21 protein-coding genes and 1 pseudogene are annotated in these 22,220 nt (G+C 73.4%); 17 read left to right on the top strand and 5 right to left on the bottom strand.

Features of this window, described 5'->3' with window-relative positions; translation table 11 throughout:
• Nucleotides 1-97: 97 nt before the first annotated feature.
• Nucleotides 98-1,663, bottom strand: a complete 1,566-nt coding sequence (locus ACA361_RS21490) for a hypothetical protein (RefSeq protein ID WP_375014285.1) — start codon at nt 1,661-1,663, stop codon at nt 98-100.
• Nucleotides 1,664-1,799: 136 nt separating this feature from the next.
• Between ACA361_RS21490 and ACA361_RS21485 the strand changes: the two genes are divergently transcribed.
• A complete protein-coding gene (locus ACA361_RS21485; RefSeq protein ID WP_375014283.1) occupies nt 1,800-2,492 on the top strand; it encodes an HAD family hydrolase in 693 nt (230 codons plus the stop codon).
• A 16-nt stretch (nt 2,493-2,508) separates the two neighbouring features.
• Here ACA361_RS21485 and ACA361_RS21480 read toward each other — a convergent pair whose 3' ends face one another.
• The gene (locus ACA361_RS21480; RefSeq protein ID WP_375014281.1) at nt 2,509-2,979 is read right to left on the bottom strand and encodes a ferritin-like domain-containing protein; all 471 of its coding nucleotides are present in this window, start codon (nt 2,977-2,979) and stop codon (nt 2,509-2,511) included.
• The gene (locus ACA361_RS21475) at nt 2,976-3,497 is read right to left on the bottom strand and encodes a hypothetical protein (RefSeq protein ID WP_375014279.1); all 522 of its coding nucleotides are present in this window, start codon (nt 3,495-3,497) and stop codon (nt 2,976-2,978) included. Before ACA361_RS21475 ends, ACA361_RS21480 begins: the two co-directional genes overlap by 4 nt.
• 189 nt (nt 3,498-3,686) lie before the next feature.
• On the opposite strand from ACA361_RS21475, the gene rimP reads away from it, so the two are divergent.
• The 13 genes from rimP (at nt 3,687) to ACA361_RS21410 (ending at nt 18,574) form a co-directional block, all read left to right on the top strand.
• Nucleotides 3,687-4,328 carry a ribosome maturation factor RimP gene (gene rimP, locus ACA361_RS21470; protein WP_375014277.1) on the top strand — a complete coding sequence of 214 codons (642 nt, stop codon included), beginning with the start codon at nt 3,687-3,689 and terminating at the stop codon, nt 4,326-4,328.
• 24 nt (nt 4,329-4,352) lie between these two features.
• On the top strand, nt 4,353-5,393 hold the full coding sequence (gene nusA / locus ACA361_RS21465) for a transcription termination factor NusA (RefSeq protein ID WP_375014276.1): 1,041 nt from the start codon (nt 4,353-4,355) through the stop codon (nt 5,391-5,393).
• A gap of 20 nt (nt 5,394-5,413) precedes the next feature.
• Complete coding sequence (locus ACA361_RS21460; RefSeq protein WP_375014274.1) at nt 5,414-5,779, top strand: YlxR family protein; 366 nt, start codon at nt 5,414-5,416, stop codon at nt 5,777-5,779.
• A 108-nt stretch (nt 5,780-5,887) separates the two neighbouring features.
• On the top strand, nt 5,888-8,953 hold the full coding sequence (gene infB, locus ACA361_RS21455) for a translation initiation factor IF-2 (RefSeq protein ID WP_375014272.1): 3,066 nt from the start codon (nt 5,888-5,890) through the stop codon (nt 8,951-8,953).
• A 158-nt stretch (nt 8,954-9,111) separates the two neighbouring features.
• Nucleotides 9,112-9,420 carry a DUF503 domain-containing protein gene (locus ACA361_RS21450; RefSeq protein WP_366613723.1) on the top strand — a complete coding sequence of 103 codons (309 nt, stop codon included), beginning with the start codon at nt 9,112-9,114 and terminating at the stop codon, nt 9,418-9,420.
• Nucleotides 9,421-9,457: 37 nt separating this feature from the next.
• Nucleotides 9,458-9,958, top strand: coding sequence for a 30S ribosome-binding factor RbfA (gene rbfA, locus ACA361_RS21445; RefSeq protein WP_375014270.1), 501 nt, complete (start codon nt 9,458-9,460; stop codon nt 9,956-9,958).
• On the top strand, nt 9,955-11,094 hold the full coding sequence (locus ACA361_RS21440; RefSeq protein ID WP_375014268.1) for a bifunctional oligoribonuclease/PAP phosphatase NrnA: 1,140 nt from the start codon (nt 9,955-9,957) through the stop codon (nt 11,092-11,094). The genes rbfA and ACA361_RS21440 overlap by 4 nt, the downstream gene beginning before the upstream one ends.
• 28 nt (nt 11,095-11,122) lie before the next feature.
• Entirely contained in the window at nt 11,123-12,001 is an 879-nt protein-coding gene (truB, locus tag ACA361_RS21435; protein ID WP_375014266.1) for a tRNA pseudouridine(55) synthase TruB, read from the top strand.
• Between the two features lie 126 nt (nt 12,002-12,127).
• Nucleotides 12,128-12,799 (top strand): hemolysin III family protein, encoded by a 672-nt coding sequence (locus ACA361_RS21430; protein WP_375014882.1) that lies wholly within the window; start codon nt 12,128-12,130, stop codon nt 12,797-12,799.
• A gap of 123 nt (nt 12,800-12,922) precedes the next feature.
• A complete protein-coding gene (locus ACA361_RS21425) occupies nt 12,923-13,864 on the top strand; it encodes a bifunctional riboflavin kinase/FAD synthetase (RefSeq protein WP_375014880.1) in 942 nt (313 codons plus the stop codon).
• 218 nt (nt 13,865-14,082) lie between these two features.
• Nucleotides 14,083-14,352, top strand: a complete 270-nt coding sequence (gene rpsO / locus ACA361_RS21420; protein ID WP_067884254.1) for a 30S ribosomal protein S15 — start codon at nt 14,083-14,085, stop codon at nt 14,350-14,352.
• Nucleotides 14,353-14,812: 460 nt separating this feature from the next.
• Nucleotides 14,813-17,143, top strand: coding sequence for a polyribonucleotide nucleotidyltransferase (locus ACA361_RS21415; protein ID WP_375014878.1), 2,331 nt, complete (start codon nt 14,813-14,815; stop codon nt 17,141-17,143).
• An 87-nt stretch (nt 17,144-17,230) separates the two neighbouring features.
• Nucleotides 17,231-18,574 (top strand): M16 family metallopeptidase, encoded by a 1,344-nt coding sequence (locus ACA361_RS21410; protein ID WP_375014263.1) that lies wholly within the window; start codon nt 17,231-17,233, stop codon nt 18,572-18,574.
• A 6-nt stretch (nt 18,575-18,580) separates the two neighbouring features.
• Here the strand turns inward: ACA361_RS21410 and ACA361_RS21405 are convergent, their stop codons facing one another.
• Nucleotides 18,581-19,663: an AI-2E family transporter gene (locus ACA361_RS21405; protein WP_375014261.1), complete on the bottom strand. Its 1,083-nt coding sequence runs from the start codon at nt 19,661-19,663 to the stop codon at nt 18,581-18,583.
• A 132-nt stretch (nt 19,664-19,795) separates the two neighbouring features.
• On the opposite strand from ACA361_RS21405, the gene dapB reads away from it, so the two are divergent.
• The 3 genes from dapB to ACA361_RS21390 are packed head-to-tail and all read left to right on the top strand — an operon-like array spanning nt 19,796 to nt 22,002.
• Entirely contained in the window at nt 19,796-20,536 is a 741-nt protein-coding gene (gene dapB, locus ACA361_RS21400; protein ID WP_375014259.1) for a 4-hydroxy-tetrahydrodipicolinate reductase, read from the top strand.
• A complete protein-coding gene (locus tag ACA361_RS21395; RefSeq protein ID WP_375014257.1) occupies nt 20,533-21,135 on the top strand; it encodes a transglutaminase family protein in 603 nt (200 codons plus the stop codon). The genes dapB and ACA361_RS21395 overlap by 4 nt, the downstream gene beginning before the upstream one ends.
• A 21-nt stretch (nt 21,136-21,156) precedes the next feature.
• Nucleotides 21,157-22,002, top strand: a complete 846-nt coding sequence (locus ACA361_RS21390) for a hypothetical protein (protein ID WP_375014255.1) — start codon at nt 21,157-21,159, stop codon at nt 22,000-22,002.
• Between the two features lie 29 nt (nt 22,003-22,031).
• On the opposite strand, the pseudogene ACA361_RS21385 reads toward ACA361_RS21390, so the two are convergent.
• Nucleotides 22,032-22,220 (bottom strand): annotated as a pseudogene (locus tag ACA361_RS21385) (hypothetical protein); the annotation flags it as partial.

The following is a 22,220-nucleotide window of genomic DNA, read 5'->3' as shown; positions in this document are numbered from 1 at the left end:
GCTCGGCGCAACCTCTCATTTCGTACCGACATTCCCCCTTGCCCATAACGAAAATCGTGATGTGGCGGTCATCACGCGGCCCCTTCGGGACACGCGCTCAGGGGCGGTCGCGCACCGCCGCCAGGCCGCCCACGACGCCGACGTACGCCGTCCCGTCCGGGCCGAGCGTCACCGGCGCCCAGTTGTTGTCGAACCACTTGCCCGTGCCCGTCAGGACCTTGTAGACGGTCCTTCCCGTGTGGACGTCGACGGCCGTCAGGTACCAGGCGTCGATCAGGTCCCTCCTGGGCTCCTTGGTGTAGAGGTACAGCAGGCCCGCCGTCACCGAGACCTTGGGAACGGCGGAGAGCGAGCGCTCCTTGCTCTCCCACACCGTGCGGCAGCCCTGCCCGTCCGCGTCGATGTCGATCCGGCTCACCCCGCCGACCGACGAGCCGCCCGGCGGCAGCTCGAAGAAGTTCCGGTAGCCGTAGTTGTTCTCGACGAACAGGCTGCGGCCGTACCCGACCAGCGAGTTGTCCGTGGCGCTCGCCCCGCTGCCGAACACCGGCACCTGGCAGACCCGGCTCCCGTCCTCCCGGCGGTGCACCAGCACGTTCATGCGGTCGTCGGCGTTGTCGGTGATCGCCACGTACTCCGTGCCGAGCAGGGTGGGCGTGGTGCCCGAGCCCTGGTCGATCTGGCCGGGCTTGCGGCCGCTGCCCCGGTCGTACGCCTTCCGCCAGCGGATCTCCGGGGTCCCGTCCGCGCCCGCGCGCAGCTTGTAGAGCGCGTGGTCGGAGACGATCGAGACGCCGTCGGCCCCGGCGGCGAACGAGTTCTGGATGCCCTCGCCCGGGAGCCTGATCTGGCGTACGGCGCCGTTCTCGGGGTTCACGGTGCCGATCCGCCCGTTCCGGGTGATCCACCAGATCAGCCCGCCCCAGTCCGGGCCGACCGCCGTGATCGGGTCGCACTCGCCCTTCGGCCAGGGATCGGTCCAGGTCGCGCAGTCGTGCGGCAGGTGCCCGCTCAGGTCCCAGTCGTCGGTGACGGTGAAGCGCCACTTCCCGTCCGGGCCCTTCTCGTGCGCGAACCGCCGCAGGTGGAACGCCGAGTCGGCGAGCACGGCCCGGTCCTGCGGATCGAGGTAGTAGTACGCGCCGCCCGAGGTGTCGGTGAGGATCTTGTCGAAGTCGAGGGACACGGCGGCCGTCACCGTGGACGAGCGCGGCGGCAGCTCGTACGCCGCCAGGTCCCGCAGGGTGCCCGGATCGATCAGCCGCAGCGTGAACGTCGCGCCCCGCGTGCACTGCGCCACGATCAGCCCGCTCTTCCTGGCGAACGTCACCGTCGAGCACAGCCCCGGCAGGCCGCCCGCCTTCGCCTCCGACCGGGCCTCGGGCCGCTTCCCGAGCGGGCCGTGGAACGGGTAGGTGTCGGAGGCGTGGCTGTCGGCGTGCATCGACGACAGCCCCACCGCTCCCTGGTACGGGTTGGCGGGCACCGGCTCGCCCGGCAGCGGGCGCGGCGTGTGGGGGCCGCCGGTGAAGGCGGGCACCCAGCCCCTCCCCGGGCCGTCGGGCACCGGCGCGGCGGCCGCCCCCGCGCCGGTCCCGAGGACCGCGGCCAGCACGGTTCCGGCGGCCGCCGCGGCCGCCACGTGTCTCCGGATGCGCGACATCTCCCTCACCGCTTCGCTCGTGTTCGCCAGTGGTGGCTCGTGAACCGCTGGTGCGCGGACGGACGGGACCCGGTCGCGCCTCCGGGCCGCCTCAAATCATGATCGGCGCGGGTGTCGGAATGGTTACGATCCGGGCATGGCGGTATCTGCGGTGATCTTCGACTGGGGCGGCACGCTCACCCCGTGGCACGACATCGAACTGGGCGAGATGTGGCGGCGGATCTGCGCCGCCCACCACGACCCCGACGAGGTGGAGGCGGTGGCCGCGGCCCTGCTCGACGCCGAGCTGGAGCTGTGGCGGCGGGGCCGGGACGAGCACCGCAGCGCGACGCTCGACGACCTCTTCGCCCTGGCCGGCGTCGAGCCCACCGAGGCGCTGCTGGCCACCCAGTTCGAGGTCTGGACCCCGCACACGATCATCGACCCGGCCGCGCCCGCCCTGCTCCAGGGCCTGCGCGAGCGCGGGATCAAGGTCGGCGTGCTGTCCAACACCATGTGGTCGCGCGAGTGGCATGAGCGGATCTTCGCCCGCGACGGCGTCCTGGACCTGCTGGACGGCGCCGTCTACTCCAGCGAGATCCCCTGGACCAAGCCACACGCCGAAGCGTTCCGCGCCGCCATGGACGCCGTGGGCGCCGACGACCCGGCGGGCTGCGTGTTCGTCGGGGACCGGCCGTACGACGACATCCACGGCGCCAAGTCGGCCGGGCTCCGCGGCGTGCTCGTCCCCAACAGCACCGTCCCCGCGTACGACTCGGTGCGGCCGGACGCGACGATCGACCGCCTGGACGGGCTCCTGGCCCACATCGACCGCTGGGCGGCGGCCTAGCGGCGCCCGGCCCGGCTCACTCGCCGGGACGCGGCTCCGGGGCCAGCGCCGTGCCGGGCAGGCCCGGGAAGGCCGAGGCGGGTCCGGCGGCCCGCGGCGGGCCGGACCGGGCCCGCCAGCGCACGGCCCGTTCCATGGCCTCCTGCATGGCCCGCGCCGCGAAGCCGCGCAGCGCGGCGTCGCCCGAGCCCGCCAGCCCCGCGTACGCGGTGACGGCGTCGTCCTCCAGCGCGGCGGCCACCTGCGCCGCGGAACGCGCCGAGCCGACCGCCCGGGGCAGCTTGTAGGCGGGCGCGGCGGCGTCCGGCTTCGCGCCCATGGCCGTGATCCGGGCGGCCAGGTCGTCCCGGCGGGCGCGGTGCAGGTTCCACGCCGTCCGGGCGTCCTGGCGGAGGGCCCCGCGCAGGCGCGCGCCCACGACGCCGTACCCGTACACGGCGGCGTGCTCGGAGCGCAGCGCCCGCTGGAGCGCGTCGACGGTGGTCATGCCCCCGCCGTCCCTTCCAGAGCGGCGGCGTGGCCGGCCTCGCAGGCGCCGATGCTGGCGAGCAGCTGCGCGAGACCCGGCCCGGCCCTGCCCGCCTCCGCCGCCCGCGCGGCCGCGGCCCGTTCCTCCGCCTGGCGGAGGGCCGCCAGGGCGCGCGCCTGCCCGTCCGGCGCCCGCTGCGCGCGCGGCGCCGGCAGCGGGGCCTCGTCCGCCCGGTCGCCCGACCCCGGGCGGTAGTGCCGCTTCAGCACGGCCAGGTGCTCGCGGTGGTGGGCCAGCGCCGGATCGATCCGCGCGGCCAGGGACGCGTGGGCGCCGCGGACGGCCTCGTACAGGGCGACCAGGTCCTGCTCGGCCCCGATCGCGCCGATGAGGACGGCGAGCTCGGCCCGCGCCGCGGCCGTCCCGGCGTCCCGGCCGGCGCCGCCGCAGCCGCCCAGGAGAGGCAGGCCCAGCGCCGCCCCGGCCCCCAGGACCGCGCGCCGGCGCAGGGCCGCCGCGGGCACCCGTTCAGGCAAGCGCGTCTCCTCACCGAGTGGCGTGGTGATCCCGGCCCGCTGCGAGTGAACCGCCCATCAGGCCAGCTCAAGCATTCCATATCCGGCGCGCCGGTGAGCCGTCCGAAAGGCCGCTGGGGTGCCCGGCTGTCGATAGTCTTGAAGGGCAACGGACACACGGCGGTATCCGCACAACTCAGAGGAGGTCCCATGAGCGTCGAGTCCGGCCGTGGACGCGCTCACCGGGGCCGCGACGACGGCCCGGCACCGAGCGCCCGCACGGAGGCGGTGGCCGCGCTGACCCGGCTGCTCGCGCCGGCGGTCGCCGAGGCGGGCTTCGACCTGGAAGAGGTCGACGTGCGGCCCGCGGGCCGGCGCCGGCTGGTGAAGATCGTGGTGGACGCCGACGGCGGGGTGAGCCTCGACGACGTCGCGCTGCTCAGCCAGACCGCCTCCGGTCTCCTCGACGGCTCCGACGTCATGGGCGCGGGGCCGTACGTGCTGGAGGTGACCTCGCCCGGCGTCGACCGCCCCCTCACCGAGCCCCGGCACTGGCGCCGTGCCGCGGGCCGGCTGGTCGTCGCCCCGCTGGCCGAGGGCGGCCAGATCGAGGGCCGGGTGGTGTCCGCGGACGACGAGGCGGTCGTCATCGACGTCGCCGCGCCCGCCAAGGGCCCCAAGGGGGGCAAGGGCGGCAAGGCGCCCAAGGGGGCGCCGCGGAAGACGACCAGGCGCCGGTTCGCCCTCGGCGAGCTGGGCCGCGGCCGGGTCCAGGTGGAGTTCCGCCGGGACGGCGATCCCGGCGAGCCCGCCGGTGAGGCCGAATCGCGTTCTCCGGCTGAGCCGGACTAGAGGGGGAGACTCGTGGACATCGACATGACCGCCTTGCGGAGCCTGGAGAGCGAGAAGGACATCTCGCTCGACGTGGCCGTCAAGGCCATCGAAGACGCCCTGCTGATCGCGTACAACCGCACGGAGGGCGCGGCGTCCCGCGCGCGCGTCGAGCTCGACCGCAAGACCGGGCACGTGACCGTGTGGGCGACCGAGACCGACGAGGAGGGCGAGGCCGTCCGGGAATACGACGACACCCCCACGGGTTTCGGACGTATCGCGGCGACCACCGCCAAGCAGGTCATCCTGCAGCGGCTGCGGGACGCCGAGGACGAGCTCACGTTCGGGGAGTACGCCGGCCGCGAGGGCGACATCGTGTCCGGCATCATCCAGCAGGGCAAGGACCCGCGGAACGTGCTGGTCGACCTCGGCAAGATCGAGGCGGTGCTGCCCCCGCAGGAGCAGGTGCCCGGCGAGTCCTACGACCACGGCGAGCGGCTGCGGGCGTACGTCGTCCAGGTGCGCAAGGGCCACCGCGGCCCCTCGGTGCAGCTGTCGCGGACGCATCCCAACCTGGTGCGCAAGCTGTTCGCGCTGGAGGTCCCGGAGATCGCCGACGGCACGGTGGAGATCGCCGCCATCGCCCGCGAGGCCGGCCACCGCACCAAGATCGCGGTACGGTCCCGCAAGACCGGCGTGAACGCCAAGGGCGCCTGCATCGGCCCGCTCGGCAGCCGCGTCCGCAACGTGATGCACGAGCTGCACGGCGAGAAGATCGACATCGTGGACTGGTCGGACGACCCGGCCGAGTTCGTGGGGAACGCGCTGTCGCCGGCGCGGGTCTCGGCGGTCGAGGTCGTCGACGCCGAGGCGCGGGTGGCCCGGGTGATCGTGCCCGACTACCAGCTGTCGCTGGCGATCGGCAAGGAGGGGCAGAACGCCCGGCTGGCCGCGCGGCTCACCGGCTGGCGGATCGACATCCGGTCCGACACCGAGCAGCCGGCCGCCCCGGCCGAGGCGCCGGCCGCCGAGCCGGCCGCCGAGGACGGCGGGGCCGCCCCGACTCCGGGAGGCACCGCCCCATAGACGCCTGGAAACGGGCGAATATGGACCAACTACGTGAGGAGAGCATGCGACAGGTAGCGCCGAACGCTCGGCGCGGTAGACTTCCCTCACGTGGCCGGTCGGTCCCGCTGCGCACTTGCGTGGGCTGCAGGGTCCGTACGGCCAAGACCGACTTGCTGCGCCTGGTGGCGGTCGAGGGCGTCATCGTCCCCGACCACGCGGGGCGGCTGCCGGGCCGGGGCGCTCATCTGCACCCCGACCTGGGATGTCTCGAGCTCGCCGAGCGACGTCGGGCGTTCCCCCGGGCCTTCCGCCTGGCGGGGCCGCTCGACACCAGCGTGCTGCGAGACGGGCTTGCGGCGGCGACGCCGCGGCAGCAGGATGGCGAAACGGTAAGCGACGTCTAGTCGGAAGCAGGTCGAGATTGCTATGAGCGCTCGATGAGCACGCCGCGATGAGTACGGCAAGTTAGCGACGGTCCGGAGGCCGCACCCCCGGACCGAGTAGGGAGTGCAGTGGCGAAGGTCCGGGTTTACGAACTCGCCAAGGAGTTCGGTGTAGAGAGCAAGGTCGTCATGGCCAAGCTCAACGAGATGGGCGAGTTCGTACGTTCGGCGTCCTCCACGATCGAGGCGCCGGTCGTCCGCAGGCTCACAGAAGCTTTTTCCAATTCCTCCTCCGCCAAGCAGGCGGGGGGCAAGGGCGGCGCCAAGCGCCCCGGCCCGCGCCCGTCGGCGCCGCGGCCCGGGCCCGGCCCGTCCGGTTCGCCGTCTCCGGGCGGCGCTCAGGGCGCCCAGGGAGCACGGCCGGCCGCGCCGAAGCCGGGGCCCCGACCGCCCGCGCCCAAGCCGGGCCCGGCGGGTCCCGCCGGCGGCGGCGCGCCCAAGCCCGGCCCGCGGCCGGGTCCGGTCCCGCCCGCGCCCGGCACGCCGGCCGCTCCGGCGCCCGCGCAGGCGTCCGCTCCGGCCGCTCCGTCCACCCCGGCTCCGCCGGTGCCCAAGGCTCCGGGCGGCGCGCCGGCCGGCGGCCAGCGCGACGCTGGCCCGCGTGACGCCGGCCCGCGCGACGGTGGTCCGCGTGACGGCGCGCCCAAGCCCGGTCCGCGCGCGCCCAAGCCGGGCCCGCGTCCCGGCCCGCGCCGTGACGGCGGCGGTGGCGGCGGCCGCGGTCCCGGTGGACCGCGTCCCGGCAACAACCCGTTCAGCTCGACCAACACCGGCATGGGGCAGGCGCCCAAGCCGGGGCCGCGTCCCGGCCCCCGGCCCGGCGGCGACCGGCCCGGCGGCGGCGACCGTCCGGGCGGCCCGCGGCCGGCCGGCGGTCCGCGTCCCGGCGGCGCTCCCGGCGCGGGCGGTCCCCGCCCCAGCCCGGGCAACATGCCGCCGCGGCCGTCCGCGGGCGGCGGCCCGCGGCCGAGCCCGATGAACATGCCGTCCTCGCGGCCGTCGTCCGCCCCCGGGCGGGGCGGTCCCGGCGGCGGTGGCCGTCCCGGTGGCGGCGGTGGCCGCCCGGGTGGCGGCGGCCGTCCCGGCGGCGGTGGCCGTCCCGGTGGCGGCGGCGGCTTCGGCGGTCCCCGTCCCGGTGGCGGTGGCGGCGGTCGTCCCGGCGGTGGCTTCGGTCCCCGCCCGGGTGGCGGCGGCCGTGGCCGCGGCGGTACGCAGGGCGCGTTCGGCCGTCCCGGCGGGCGTCCGGCCCGCGGGCGCAAGTCGAAGAAGCAGCGGCGTCAAGAGTTCGACCAGATGCAGGCGCCGGCGATCGGCGGCGTCCAGGCGCCGCGCGGCAACGGCAAGGCGATCCGGCTTCCGCAGGGCGCCACGCTGACCGACTTCGCCGAGCGGATCGGGGCCAACCCGGCCTCGCTGGTGCAGATCATGATGCACCTCGGCAAGATGGTCACCGCCACCCAGTCGGTGGAGGAGAGCGACCTGCAGGAGCTCGGCCTGGAGCTCGACTTCGAGGTTCACGTCGTGAGCCCCGAGGAAGAGGACCGCGAGCTGCTCGAGTCGTTCGACATCGAGTACGGCGAGGACGAGGGCGGCGAGGAGAACCTCCAGGTCCGCCCGCCCGTGGTGACCGTCATGGGTCACGTCGACCACGGTAAGACCAAGCTGCTGGACGCGGTGCGCAACGCCGACGTGCAGGCCGGCGAGGCCGGCGGCATCACCCAGCACATCGGCGCCTACCAGGTGCAGACCGTGGTGGACGGCGAGGACCGCAAGATCACCTTCATCGACACCCCGGGTCACGAGGCGTTCACCGCCATGCGTGCCCGCGGTGCCGACACCACCGACCTGGTGGTGCTGGTGGTCGCCGCCGACGACGGCGTCAAGCCGCAGACGACGGAGGCGATCGACCACGCCACCGCGGCCGGGGTGCCGATCGTGGTCGCGGTCAACAAGATCGACGTCGAGGGCGCGGACCCGCAGCGGGTGCGGGCCCAGCTCACCGAGTACGGCCTGATCGCCGAGGAGTTCGGCGGCCAGACCCAGTTCGTCGACGTGTCGGCCAAGCAGGGCCTCAACATCGACGGGCTGCTCGAGGCGATCGTGCTGACCGCGGACGCCGAGCTGGAGCTCAGGGCCAACCCGGACATGCCCGCGCAGGGCTCGGCCATCGAGGCCCACCTGGACAAGGGCCGCGGTGCCGTGGCGACCGTGCTGGTGCAGCGCGGCACGCTGCGGGTCGGCGACTCGATCGTCTGCGGCGTGGCCCACGGCCGCGTCCGGGCGATGCTCGACGAGAACTTCAAGCCCGTAGACGAGGCGCCGCCGTCGCGTCCGGTGCAGGTGCTCGGCCTCACCGCCGTGCCGGGTGCCGGGGACAACTTCCTGGTCGTCGAGGACGACCGGGTCGCCCGGCAGATCGCCGACAAGCGGGTCGCCCGCAAGCGCAACGCCGAGCTGCTCAAGAGCCGCAAGAGCCTGTCCCTCGAGGACGCGTTCGAGGACCTGCGGCGCGGCGAGCGGGACGAGCTGCTGCTCATCCTCAAGGGCGACGTGTCCGGTTCGGTGGAGGCCCTGGAGGACTCGCTCTCGAAGATCGACGTCGGCGACGAGGTCAACCTGCGCGTCATCCGCCGCGGTGTCGGCGCGATCACGCAGGACGACGTCAACCTGTCGCTGGCCTCCGAGGGCGCGGTGATCATCGGCTTCAACGTGCGGCCCGAGCGCAACGCGCAGGACCTGGCCGACCGCGAGGGCGTGGACATCCGCTACTACTCGGTCATCTACCAGGCGATCGAGGAGGTCGAGGCCGCCCTCAAGGGCATGCTGAAGCCGGAGTTCGAGGAGGTCCAGCTCGGTACCGCGGAGATCCGCGAGATCTTCAAGGTGCCGCGGATCGGCAACGTCGGCGGTTCGATGGTCACCTCGGGTGTCATCCAGCGCAACGCCAAGGCCCGCCTCGTCCGCGACGGCACGGTGGTGGCCGACAACCTCACGGTGTCGTCCCTGCGCCGCTTCAAGGACGACGCCACCGAGGTCCGCGAGGGCTTCGAGTGCGGTATCGGCGTCGGGTTCAACGACATCAAGCTCGGTGACGTCATCGAGTGCTTCGAGATGCGGGAGAAGCCCCGCGTCTGAGGCCCTCGCGACGGCCCCGGACACGAGGTCGCGCACGTAACGGCACGGCGCCAGGTCGCACCCGCGGCCTGGCGCCGTGGCGCGCCGTCCATCGGGGACGCGGCCCGGGAACACCCGGGCCGCCGCCCGTCGTTCCACTCGATACGAAGATCCACGAGGTGATCCATCAGGTGTACGTGGGTGCGCTGACACTCGATCTGCTGCTGGGGGACGTCCGCTCGCTGAAGGAGAAGCGCGCGGTCGTGCGCCCCATCGTCGCGGAGGTCCGCAAGAGGTTCCCGGGCGTGGCCGTGGCCGAGACCGGAGACAACGACCTGTACCGCCGGGCGGAGATCGGGGTGGCGGTGGTCTCCGGTACCGCCGCCAACTGCACCGAGGTGCTGGACAAGTGCGAGCGGCTGGTGCACGGCCGCCCGGAGATCGAGCTGCTGTCGGCGCGGCGGCGGCTCTACAACGGCGAGGACTAGCGAGCTCCTCGCGGAACTACGGAAAGGGAGTGCGATCATGGTGGACGCAGCTCGCGCGCGCAAGCTCGCCGACCGCATCCAGCAGATCGTGGCGGAGATGCTGGAGCGGCGGATCAAGGATCCGCGGCTCGGCTTCGTGACCGTGACGGACACCCGCATCACCAACGACCTGCGCGACGCCACCGTCTACTACACGGTGTACGGGTCGGAGGGCGAGCGGGCCGAGACCGCCGCCGCCCTGGAGAGCGCGAAGGGCGTCATCCGCTCGGAGGTGGGGCGGCAGACCGGCGTCCGGCACACCCCGAGCCTGACCTTCGTCGCCGACTCCCTGATGGAGGACGCCGCCCACATCAACGACCTGCTGGCCAAGGCGCGGGCGCGGGACGCCGAGGTCGCGAAGGCGGCGCAGGGCGCCACCCACGCGGGCGAGGCGGACCCGTACCGGGCGCCCGGCGGCGACGGTGACATGGATGAGACCGGCGGGACCGCCGAAAGCGCTGAGGACGAGGGCGGCCGAGAGGGACACTCGTCATCGTGAGCGAACCGGTGGCGGGCGGCCCGCGGACACCGGGGACCGTCTGGACCAGCGACCACGACGCTCCCGGGCTGGCCTGGGGCGGGGCCGTCGACCACGTCGACCACTCGCCCCGCGCGGCCCGGCCGGCCGCGGCCGCCGCGGCACCGGCCGCCGGGTGGGACGGGCTGGACTGGGACCACGCCGTCCGGATCATCCGGGAGGCCGGCGAGATCTCGCTGGCCTGCCACATCGCCCCCGACGGCGACGCCCTCGGGTCGATGCTGGCGCTGGCGCAGGCGCTGCGGGCGCTGGGCAAGGACGTCGCGGCCTCGTTCGGGGAGCCGTTCAAGGTCCCGGACATCCTGCGGTTCCTGCCCGGCCAGGAGCTGCTGGTCGAGCCGTCCCGGCTGCCCGCCGCCCCGGAGGTCATGATCACGCTGGACGCGGCGGGCGTGGAGCGGCTGGGCTCGCTGGCCGGCCGCGCCGGCGCCGCCGGGGCGCTGATCGTCGTCGACCACCACGCGTCCAACACCGGCTTCGGCGCCGTCCGGCTGGTCGATCCCGACGCGGCGGCGACCGCCGTGCTGGTCGACGAGCTGATCCGCCGGCTGGGCGCGCCGCTCACCCCGGACATCGCGGAGGGCCTCTACGCGGGGGTCGCCAGCGACACCGGATCGTTCAAGTACCCCTGCACCACCCCGGAGGTGCACGACCTGGCGGGCAGACTCCTGGCCGCGGGCGTGCGGCCGGAGGCGGTGAGCCGGGAGCTGTGGGACCGCGCCCCGTTCGGTTATCTGATGGTGCTGGCGGGCGCGCTGAACCGGGCCCGGCTCGAACGCGACGCCGCGGGCGGCCTCGGCCTGGTCTGGACGACGATCGGCCGCGCCGAACGCGACTCCCGGGGCGTCCCGTACGACCAGCTGGAGGGCGTCATCGACCAGCTGCGCCGCACCGACGAGGCCGAGGTCGCGGTGGTCCTGAAGGAGAACGACCAGGGCGGCTGGTACGTCTCGACCCGTTCCAAGGGGCGGGTGGACGTGGGCCGCGCCTGCGTCGAGCTCGGCGGCGGCGGGCACCGCACCGCGGCCGCGTTCACCATCACCGGCGAGCCGGCCGACATCATCGACCGGCTGCGGGCCTCGCTCGGCGCGGCCTGACCGCCGCCGCACCGACGAAGGGAACACCATGAGCACGGCCGCCTCGGGGCTGGTCATCGTCGACAAGCCCGCGGAGTGGACCTCCCACGACGTGGTGGGCAAGATGCGGCGGCTGGCGCGCACCCGGCGGGTCGGGCACGCCGGCACGCTGGACCCCATGGCCACCGGCGTGCTGGTGATCGGCGTGGAGAAGGCGACCCGGCTGCTCGGCCATCTGGCGCTGACCGAGAAGGAGTACGCGGCCACGATCCGGCTCGGCCAGTCCACCAACACCGACGACGCCGAGGGCGAGATCACCGCGACGGCGTCCGCCCGCGAGGTGGCCGGCGAGGCGCTGCGGGCCGGGATCGCGTCGCTGACCGGGCCGATCGAGCAGGTGCCGCCGCAGGTCAGCGCGATCAAGGTGAACGGCGAGCGGGCGTACAAGATGGCCCGCAAGGGCGAGGAGGTCGCCCTGAAGGCGCGGCCGGTGACCGTGCACGCGTTCACCGTGACGGACGTCCGCCGCGAGGGCGACCTGATCGACGTGGACGCGGTGATCGGCTGCTCGTCGGGCACCTACATCCGGGCGCTGGCCCGGGACCTGGGCGCCATGCTCGGCACCGGCGGGCACCTGACGGCGCTGCGCCGCACCCGGGTGGGCCCGTACGACCTGAGCACGGCCCACACGATCGAGCAGCTCACCGAGAGCATGGCGGTCCTGCCGATCGGGGACGCGGTCGCGGCGGCGTTCCCGCGCCGCGAGGTGACCGCGGAGGACGCCCGCAAGGTCGCGCACGGCGGCCGGCTGCCCGCGCTCGGCATGGGGCCCGGCCCGGTCGGCGTCTTCGGGCCGGACGGGACGCTGCTTGCGCTGGTGGAGGAGCAGGGGAGGGCGGCGAAGCCGCTGGCGGTCTTCGTCCCCTGAGTCTTCCGATCCCCGACGTGGCGAGGCTCACGCCCCGAGTTGCGCGGCGGCCCCTCCCGAAACAACCTACGGTCACGTAACCTACGTAACCGTAGGTTGTTGAGCGAGGAGGTCGCCGTGGCCACGATGAGCCGGCCGTCAACGTCCCTTCCCGAAGCGCCGTCCCCGACACGCCCCCGGTTGCGCGGCTGGCTGCACCTGGGCGCGTTCCCGGCCGTGCTCGTCGCCGGGCTGGTGCTGGTGGCGCTCGGGCCGACGCTGGAGGCGCGGCTGGCCTCCGCCGTGTACGTGCTGGCGTCCGGCCTGCTGTTCGGGATCTCGGGCACCTACCACCGGCAGCGCTCGACCCGGCTGGTGGAGCTGCTGCGGCGCTTCGACCACGCCAACATCTACCTGATCATCGCGGGGACGTACACGCCGTTCGCCGTCGTGGCCCTGGACGGCGGCACCCGCCTGGCGGTGCTCGCGGTCGTCTGGACCGGCGCCGTCGCCGGCGTGGTGTTCCGCACGGCCTGGGTCGGCGCGCCGCGCTGGCTCTACGTGAGCCTCTACATCGCGCTCGGCTGGGTCGCGGTGTTCTTCATGCCGCAGTTCCTGGAGGGCGCCGGGCTCGCCGCGTGCCTCCTGGTGGCGCTGGGCGGCATCGCGTACAGCGTCGGCGGCGTCGTGTACGGCCTGCGCCGGCCCGACCCGTCGCCGCGCTGGTTCGGCTTCCACGAGGTCTTCCACGCCTGCACGCTCGCCGCGTACGTCATGCAGTACATCGCCGTCTCGCTGGTGGTCTACCAGTCCGCGTGACCTCCTGCTACCCGCGGGTAGAATCGCCACGGGCAGCCCCTCCGGTCACCCCGCGACCGGCCGCATGGCAGTCTTGAGGGCGACAACTGGACCGGCAGGCAGGTTTCACGCAGGGAGTGCATGGTGCGGCGCTGGCACGGCCTCGAAGAGGTTCCCGCCGATTGGGGCAGGTCGGTCGTGACGATCGGCGTGTTCGACGGCGTGCACCGCGGTCATCAGCGGATCGTCCGCGCCGCCGCCGATCTGGCCCGCGAGCGCGGCGTCCGGTCGGTCGTGATCACGTTCGATCCGCATCCCGACGAGGTGGTCCGGCCGGGCACCCATCCGCCGCTGCTGGCCTCGACCCGGCGCCGGATCGAGCTGCTGGAGGGCCTGGGCACGGACGCGGTGGCGGTGGTCCCGTTCACGCTGGAGCTGTCCAAGGTGCCGCCGGACGAGTTCGTCCAGTCGGTGCTGGTCGACCGGCTGCACGCGTCCCACGTGATCGTGGGGGAGGACTTCCGCTTCGGCCACAAGGCCAAGGGCGACGTCCCGCTGCTGCGCGAGCTGGGCGAGAAGTACGACTTCACCGTCGACGGCATGCCGCTGGTGGCCAACGGCGGCACGATCTCCTCCACCTACATCCGCGAGCGGCTGGACGCCGGCGCGGTCGAGGACGCCGCCGACGCGCTGGGCCGCCCGCACCGCGTCGAGGGCGTGGTCGTGCGCGGCCACCAGCGCGGCCGGGCGCTCGGCTTCCCGACCGCCAACCTGGAGAGCCTGCCGCACACCGCCATCCCCGCCGACGGGGTCTACGCCGGGCGGCTGGTCTGCGACTCCGACCGCTACCCCGCGTTCAGCTGGCCCGCCGCGATCTCCATCGGCACCAACCCGACGTTCGAGGGCGGGGAGCGCACCGTCGAGGCGTACGCGCTGGACCGCGACGACCTCGACCTGTACGGCGAGCACATGGCGGTCGACTTCGAGGCCCGCATCCGCGACACGCTCAAGTTCGACTCGATCGAGGCGCTGATCGAGGAGATGCACCGCGACGTGGCGCGCGCCCGGGAGCTCACCTCCTCCTGAGCCGCCGGCCCCGGAACGATCACAAAACACCTGATCACGCACGGTGCCCGGATCGGGACGGGGTATCGGGGCGGGCATGGTACGGTGAAGAATCGCCGGGAAGGACCCCGGCCGGTGAGCTGCACCCTCATGCGGCTCGCCACGTTTCCTGCGCACCATGCGGACCGCCGGGCCGAACGGCCGGGATCTGCGGGTGACGATCTCATCGAAGGAGCCACGTGTCGCTCGACACCGCCACGAAGAACAAGATCATCTCTGAGTATGCGACCACTGAGGGTGACACCGGTTCTCCGGAGGTCCAGGTCGCGCTGCTGACCCGGCGGATCAACGATCTGACCGAGCACCTCAAGGAGCACAAGCACGACCACCACAGCCGCCGCGGCCTCCTGCTGCTGGTCGGCCGGCGTCGTCGGCTCCTGAAGTACCTGAGCAACAAGGACATCAACCGCTACCGGCAGCTGATCGAACGACTCGGTCTGCGTCGCTAGCAAGGCGAGGGAGTGGCTCACACGGGCCGCTCCCTCCTCTGTATCGGCCCGGGACCGCGGCCCGCACGGGCCCGCCGCCCCCACCGCGCGTCCGCCGCGAGGCGTAGAACCGCCGCGGAACGGGAACGCGAGTCCGCGGACGCGGAGCCGCTCCCGGCGGCCGGTACGGAGACCCCGGGAGCCCCGGGCTCCCGGATGCGGCTGGCGGCCGTGACCGGTCATCGGACGGCGCGTCCGCCCGGCCCGCCGTACAACTGGAAAGAACAAGCCCCGCGGACACCGCCCTGGTGCGGCCGGTCCTCGGTAGTGGCTTCCGGATCGCTCCGCGCGAGCGCCCGCCGACGGCGGGCCCCGTCCGATCCGGACGCTTCGATCGAAGACCGGCACTGCGCGAAGCCACGGGAGAAGACCGCGGGAACGACCGAAACCTAGGAGGTTTCCCGTGAGCGATGCCGTGCGCATCGACGGCGCGCAGAGCGCCGAAGCCGTGATCGACAACGGCTCCTTCGGTACCCGGACCATCCGGTTCGAGACCGGCCGGCTGGCCCGGCAGGCGGCCGGCTCGGCCGTCGTGTACCTGGACGACGAGACGATGGTGCTCTCGGCGACCACCGCGTCCAAGAAGCCCAAGGACAACCTGGACTTCTTCCCGCTGACCGTGGACGTCGAGGAGCGGATGTACGCCGCGGGCCGGATCCCCGGCTCGTTCTTCCGCCGCGAGGGCCGGCCCTCCGAGGACGCGATCCTCACCTGCCGGCTGATCGACCGGCCGCTGCGCCCGTCCTTCGTCAAGGGCCTGCGCAACGAGATCCAGGTCGTCGAGACGATCCTGGCGCTGCACCCCGAGCACCTGTACGACGTCGTGGCGATCAACGCCGCGTCGCTGTCCACGCAGCTGGCCGGGCTGCCCTTCTCCGGCCCGATCGGCGGCGTCCGCGTCGCGCTGATCGAGGGGCAGTGGGTCGGCTTCCCGACCCACCCCGAGCTGGAGCGCGCCACCTTCGACATGGTCGTGGCCGGCCGGGTGCTGGAGGACGGCGACGTCGCGATCATGATGGTCGAGGCCGAGTCCACCCGCGACACCCTCAAGCTGATCGGCGAGGGCGCCACCGCGCCGACCGAGGAGACGGTGGCCGAGGGCCTGGAGGCCGCCAAACCGTTCATCAAGGTGCTGTGCCAGGCGCAGAGCGAGATCGCGGCCGCGGCCGCCAAGCCGACCGCCGAGTACCCGCTGTTCCCCGACTACCAGGACGACGTCCTGGAGGCGGTCACCGCCGCGGTCTCCGAGGAGCTCGCGCAGGCGCTGACGATCGCCGGCAAGCAGGAGCGCGAGGCCCGGCTGGACGAGATCAAGGCGTCCGCCGCCGAGAAGCTCGGCGCCGACTTCGAGGGCCGGGAGAAGGAGATCTCCGCCGCGTACCGCGCCCTCACCAAGAAGCTGGTGCGCGCCCGGGTCGTCAGCGAGGGGCTGCGGATCGACGGCCGCGGTGTCAAGGACATCCGGCAGCTGACCGCCGAGGCGCACGTGATCCCGCGGGTGCACGGCTCGGCGATCTTCGAGCGCGGCGAGACGCAGATCATGGGCGTCACCACGCTCAACATGCTCCGGATGGAGCAGATGATCGACACGCTCAACCCCGAGCGCACCAAGCGCTACATGCACAACTACAACTTCCCGCCCTACTCGACCGGTGAGACCGGCCGGGTGGGCTCGCCCAAGCGGCGCGAGATCGGGCACGGCGCGCTGGCCGAGCGGGCGCTGATCCCGGTGCTGCCGACGCGCGAGGAGTTCCCGTACGCGATCCGGCAGGTGTCGGAGGCGCTCGGCTCCAACGGCTCCACCTCGATGGGCTCGGTCTGCGCGTCCACCATGTCGCTGCTGGACGCGGGCGTCCCGCTGAAGCAGATGGTGGCCGGCATCGCCATGGGCCTGATCCACGAGGGCGGCGAGTACGTCACGCTGACCGACATCCTCGGCGCCGAGGACGCGTTCGGCGACATGGACTTCAAGGTCGCCGGCACCCGTGACGTGATCACCGCGCTCCAGCTCGACACCAAGCTGGACGGCATCCCCGCCTCGGTGCTGGCCGCCGCGCTCAAGCAGGCCAAGGGCGCCCGGCTGGCGATCCTGGACGTGATGGCCGAGGCCATCGAGGCGCCCGCCGAGATGAGCGAGTTCGCGCCGCGGATCATCACGATCAAGGTCCCGGTCGACAAGATCGGCGAGGTCATCGGCCCGAAGGGCAAGATGATCAACTCGATCCAGGACGACACCGGCGCCGACATCACGATCGAGGACGACGGCACCATCTACGTCGGGGCCACCGACGGCCCGTCCGCCGAGGCCGCGCGGCAGGCGATCAACGCGATCGCCAACCCGCACATGCCGGAGGTCGGCGAGCGCTACCTCGGCACCGTCGTCAAGACCACGACGTTCGGCGCGTTCGTGTCGCTGCTGCCCGGCAAGGACGGCCTGCTGCACGTCTCGCAGATCCGCAAGCTGCACGGCGGCGCCCGGATCGAGAACGTCGACGACGTGATCTCGGTCGGCGAGAAGATCCAGGTCGAGGTCACCGAGATCGACCAGCGCGGCAAGCTGTCGCTGGTCCCGGTCGAGGTGGTCGAGAAGGAGGCCGAGGCCAAGGAGGCCGGCGGCGACGCGCCCGCCGCCGCCAACGGCTCGGCCGACCGCGGCGACCGCGGTGGCGACGACGAGGGCGGCGAGCGCCGCGCGCCGCGCCGCCGCCGCACCCGCCGCGGCGGCGACGAGGGCTCGCAGCACAACTCCTGAGCCCGCGCGGCGTTGACGGCCGACCGGTCTGCCCGACCCACCGGGCAGACCGGTCGTCCGGTTTCCGAACCCCCACCTTCCGACCCGATGGAGAGTCCGCCCGTGACGCTGCCGGCCAGGGCGCAGGAGCCCGGCACCACCCACACGATCCACCCCGGCGCGGACGGCGGCGGCGCGGTCCGCCGCACGGTGCTGCCCGGCGGGCTGCGCGTGATCACCGAGTCGATGCCGACGGTCCGCTCCGCGGCGTTCGGCGTCTGGGCCGGGATCGGCTCCCGGGACGAGTCGCCCGCCGACGCCGGCGCCAGCCACTACCTGGAGCACGTGCTGTTCAAGGGCACGAAGCGGCGGTCCGCGCTGGAGATCTCGGCCGCGATCGACGCGGTCGGCGGCGACCTCAACGCGTTCACCGCCAAGGAGTACACCTGCTACTACGCGCGGGTGCTGGACGCCGACCTGCCGCTGGCCGTGGACGTCGTCTCCGACATGGTCGCGTCCTCGCTCAACCGGCCCGACGACGTCGAGGCCGAGCGCGGGGTGATCCTCGAAGAGATCCACATGCGCGACGACGACCCGGGCGACCTCATCCACGACGAGTTCTCCACCGCGCTGTACGGCGACGCCCCGCTCGGCCGCCCGATCCTCGGCACGGTCGACTCCATCAACGCCCTGACCCGCGACCGCATCCACGGCTACTACCGGGAGCACTACGTGCCCCGGAACCTCGTGGTCGCGGTCGCCGGCAACGTGGACCACGACCAGGTCGTCCGGCTGGTCTCGGACGCGTGGGCGGACCGCCTCACCGGCGACGACCGTCCCGCCGCCCCGCGCATCGACGGCGAGGCCGCGCCCGCGTCCCCGCGGGTCCGGGTGATCGACAAGGACACCGAGCAGGCGCACGTGATCGTGGGCGGCACCGGCGTGTCCCGCACCGACGACCGCCGCTTCGCGCTCGGCGTCCTCAACGCGGCCCTGGGCGGCGGGATGTCGTCCCGGCTGTTCCAGGAGATCCGCGAGCGGCGCGGGCTGGCGTACTCGGTGTACAGCTACACCTCGCAGTACGCCGACACGGGCGTCTTCGGCGTCTACGCGGGCTGCCAGCCCGCCAAGATCGACGAGGTGCTGTCCATCTGCCGCGACGAGATCGCCAGGATCGCCGAGGAGGGCATCGAGGGCGAGGAGCTGGACCGCGGCAAGGGCCAGCTGCGCGGCGCGATGGTCCTCGGCCTGGAGGACAGCGGCTCCCGGATGAGCCGGATCGGCAAGAGCGAGCTGGTGTACGAGTCGCTGCTCCCGGTCGACGAGGTCCTCGCCCGGATCGACGCCGTCACCCCCGACGACATCCGCGAGGTCGGCCGCGCCGTCCTCGCCGAGCCGCAGGCCCTCACCGTCATCGGCCCCTTCGGCGACCGCGACTTCAGCCTGCGTTGATCGCGGTCATCTCTCACCTTCCTGAGCCCTCCTCGATGCGGGCGGCCGGGGCTCGACGGCCGAGCTGAGGAGGCCGGTCAGCCAGTGCTTGCTCGGGTCCGCGTCCACCAGCAGGGCGCGGACCAGCGTGCTCAGGGGGACGGCCAGGATGGCGCCCAGGGGGCCGAGGACCCAGGACCACAGGATCAGCGAGATGTTGACCAGGGTGAACGACAGTCCCACGGCGTCGCCCAGGAACTTGGGCTGGATCAGGGACTGCAGGACGAAGTTGATGGCGCAGTAGGCGACGACGACCCAGACCATCGTGCCGACGCCGCCGTCGAGGAGGCCGAGGACGGCCGGGGGCGCCAGGCCGACCACGAAGCCGATGTTGGGGATGTAGTTGGTGAGGAAGGACAGCAGGCCCCACAGCAGCGGCAGCGGGACGGCGAGGACGTAGAGGGCCACGACGTCCAGGGCGGCGACCAGCAGGCCGAAGACCGTGGTGACGACGAGGAAGCGGCCGGTGTCGCGGGCGAAGGCGCGCAGGGCGCGGACGAGGTCGGCTCGGGGACCTTCCTGATCGGCGAGCTTCGCCAGCTGGCGGACGGTGCCGGTGGCGTCGATGCACATGCCGAACAGCAGCAGCACGATCAGGACGAGGGCCGAGGACGCGCTCAGCAGGCCGTTCAGGAACGCCTGGACGTAGGCGAACAGCTGGCTCGGGTCCAGCCGCGACACCGCGTCCTGGAGCTTGCGCTGGTCGATGCCGTACTCGGCGAGCGTGTGCGTCGCCGAGGTGACCAGGGCGTCGAACTGGCTGGTGTAGTCGGGCAGCATCAGGGCCAGCTGGGCGACCGAGACGGCCAGCGCCGCGCCGAGGGCCAGCAGGACGAGGATCACCGTGGCCAGCGGCACGGCCACGCAGACCCAGAACGGGGCGCCGTGCCGGTCCAGCCATCCCCGCAGCGGGTTGACCGAGATCGTCAGCACCAGGGCCAGGAAGGCGGGGCCGGCGAGCGAGCCGACCGCCTTGATGCCGGCCACCGTGACGACCGCGGCGGCCGTGCCCGCCAGGACCCGCAGCGCGGGCGAGCGCGCCGGCTCCATCCGCCACCTCCCCAGGTTCGCGACGTGTCGTAACAGTATCGTTACCCACTGTCATTTCGGTTCGCTGACCGGCGGCGGGCGGCCGCGGCCGCCGCGATAGGCTGCGGGCCGCAGTCGTATCTGGAGGAGCTTGTGATCAAGGTTGGGGTGCTGGGCGCGCGGGGCCGGATGGGCGCCGAGGTGTGCCGTGCCGTCGAGGGTGCCGCGGACATGGAGCTGGCCGCGGCCGTGGACCAGGGCGACGAGCGCGACGCCCTGACGGCCGCGGAGGTCGTGGTCGACTTCACGCATCCCGGCGTGGTCATGGAAAACCTCCGCTGGTGCGTCGAGCACGGGCTGCACTCCGTCGTGGGCACCAGCGGCTTCGACCCGGCCCGGCTGGACGAGGTGCGCGGCTGGCAGGCCGGGCGCCCGGACGGGAACGTCCTCATCGCCCCGAACTTCGGGATCGGCGCGGTGCTGATGATGCACTTCGCGGAGAAGGCGGCGCCGTTCTTCGAGTCGGTCGAGGTCGTCGAGCTGCACCACCCCAAGAAGGTGGACGCGCCGAGCGGCACCGCGTACCGCACCGCCGAGCTGATCGCGGCGGCGCGCGCCGCGGCCGGCGTGCCCGCCTCGCCGGACGCCACCACGTCCGAGCTGGACGGCGCGCGCGGCACCGACGTGGAGGGCGTGCGGGTGCACGCGGTGCGGCTGTCCGGGGCGATCGCCCACCAGGAGGTCCTGCTGGGCGGGCACGGCGAGCTGTTCACGATCCGGCACGACTCGATGAACCGCGAGTCGTTCATGCCGGGCGTGCTGCTGGCCGTCCGCAAGGTCGGCGGCCTGGACGAGCGGCTGACCGTGGGCATCGAATCGCTGCTGGGCCTGTGAGCCCGCCGCTGTTCGACGGGGAGCCGTGGGACTACCTCGGCGCCCACGAGGCGGTGGACCTGGAGCACGAGATCGTGCAGTCCACCGCCGCGGCCCTGCGCACGGGCGACGACATCGCGTTCGCGCGCGCCGCGTTCGACCTGGTGCGCGACGACGTCGCGCACTCGATGGACGCCCGCGACAGGCGCGTCACGTGGCGCGCGTCGGACGTGCTGCGCGAGCGCACCGGGCTCTGCTACGCCAAGTCGCACGCGTTCGTCGCGCTGCTGCGGGCGGGCGGCATCCAGGCGGGGTTCTGCTACCAGCGGCTGCTGCTGGGCGACGACCCCGCCGAAGGGTTCGCGCTGCACGGGTTCGCGGCGGCGCTGATCGACGACCGCTGGGTGCGGCTCGATCCGCGCGGCGACCGGCCGGGCGTCGACGTGCGGTTCTCGGCGGACGAGGACCGGCTGGCGTACGCGGCGCGCCCCGAGCTGGGGGAGGCCGACTACCCGACGGTGTACGCCGCGCCGCACCCGGCGGTGCTGGACGTCCTGAAGGCGGCCGACGACTGCGTCCGCATGTGCGAGACCGGGGGGCTGCCTTCCGCGGAGCTGTGACCGGTGTGCAGAATGCCCGGCATGGACGACTCGTACGCACGCACGCTCTGGTCGGTCATCGAGCCCCTGCACATCGTGACGTACTTCTCCCCGGAGTGCGTTCAAGGGCACAAGGACGTGGGCCTGAAGGGCTTCTGGATGGGGTACTTCGGCGCCCGCGCCGCCCCGATGGGCCCGGTGCCCGCCGGCGTCGTCGAGGCGACGTTCTACGGCTTCCATCCGGACCGGGTGCGCCGGGCGGTGCCGGACGCGTGGTCGTTCGCGTCGCCCGGGGACATCCTGCGCTCGCGCGAGGCGAGCGCGGCCAGGGCGCTGCGGCGGCTCGCGCCCGGGATCGACGCGGCCGCGGAGAAGGCGAACCCGCTGCTGGCCGCGGCGGTGGAGGCCGCGGACGGCGCGGGCCGCGCCCTGTTCGCCGCCAACCGTGACGTGCCGGTGCCGGACGACCCGGTCGCGGCGCTGTGGCAGCACGCGGCGTCCCTCCGCGAGCACCGCGGCGACGGCCATCTCGCCGTGCTCGCCGCCGAGGGCCTGGACGGGCTCCGGTCGAACCTGCTCGCCGCCGCCGTCAACGGGGTCGCGTTCGACATGCTGACCCTCACCCGCGGCTTCTCCGCCGAGGAGATCGCGGCGGGCGCCGCGGACCTCGCCGGCCGGGGCCTGCTGGCCGCGGACGGCGCGGTCACCGGGGAGGGCCGGGCGCTGCGGGCGCGGATCGAGGACCGCACCGACGCGCTCGCGGCGCCCGCGTACCGCGCCGTGGCCGACCCCGAGGGGCTGCACGCGCTGCTGGAACCGGCCGCGCGCCTGGTGATGGAGTCGGGCGAGGTGCCGTTCCCCAACCCGATCGGCCTGAAGAAGCGCTAGATCGTTGATGGGGGTTGCTGAGGGCGCGGTCAGTGGTCGTAGGCGGTCAGTGATCGCTTGGTCGGGGCGTCGATGAGCCAGTTGTGCCAGTTCGCGGCGTTGAGGGCGCAGATGCGCTGGCACAGGCGTGTCCATAGGCCTTCGGTGGTGCGGGCGGCGTGGCGTTCGAGCCCGAGTTGGTTCTTCAGGGTCCAGATGACCGCTTCGATGCGCTGGCG

The sequence above is a fragment of the Actinomadura sp. 21ATH genome (assembly GCF_041951345.1).
Classification (GTDB): domain Bacteria; phylum Actinomycetota; class Actinomycetes; order Streptosporangiales; family Streptosporangiaceae; genus Spirillospora.
Note: the sequence above shows the minus strand (reverse complement) of the source record. Positions and strands in the feature narration are given on the sequence as shown.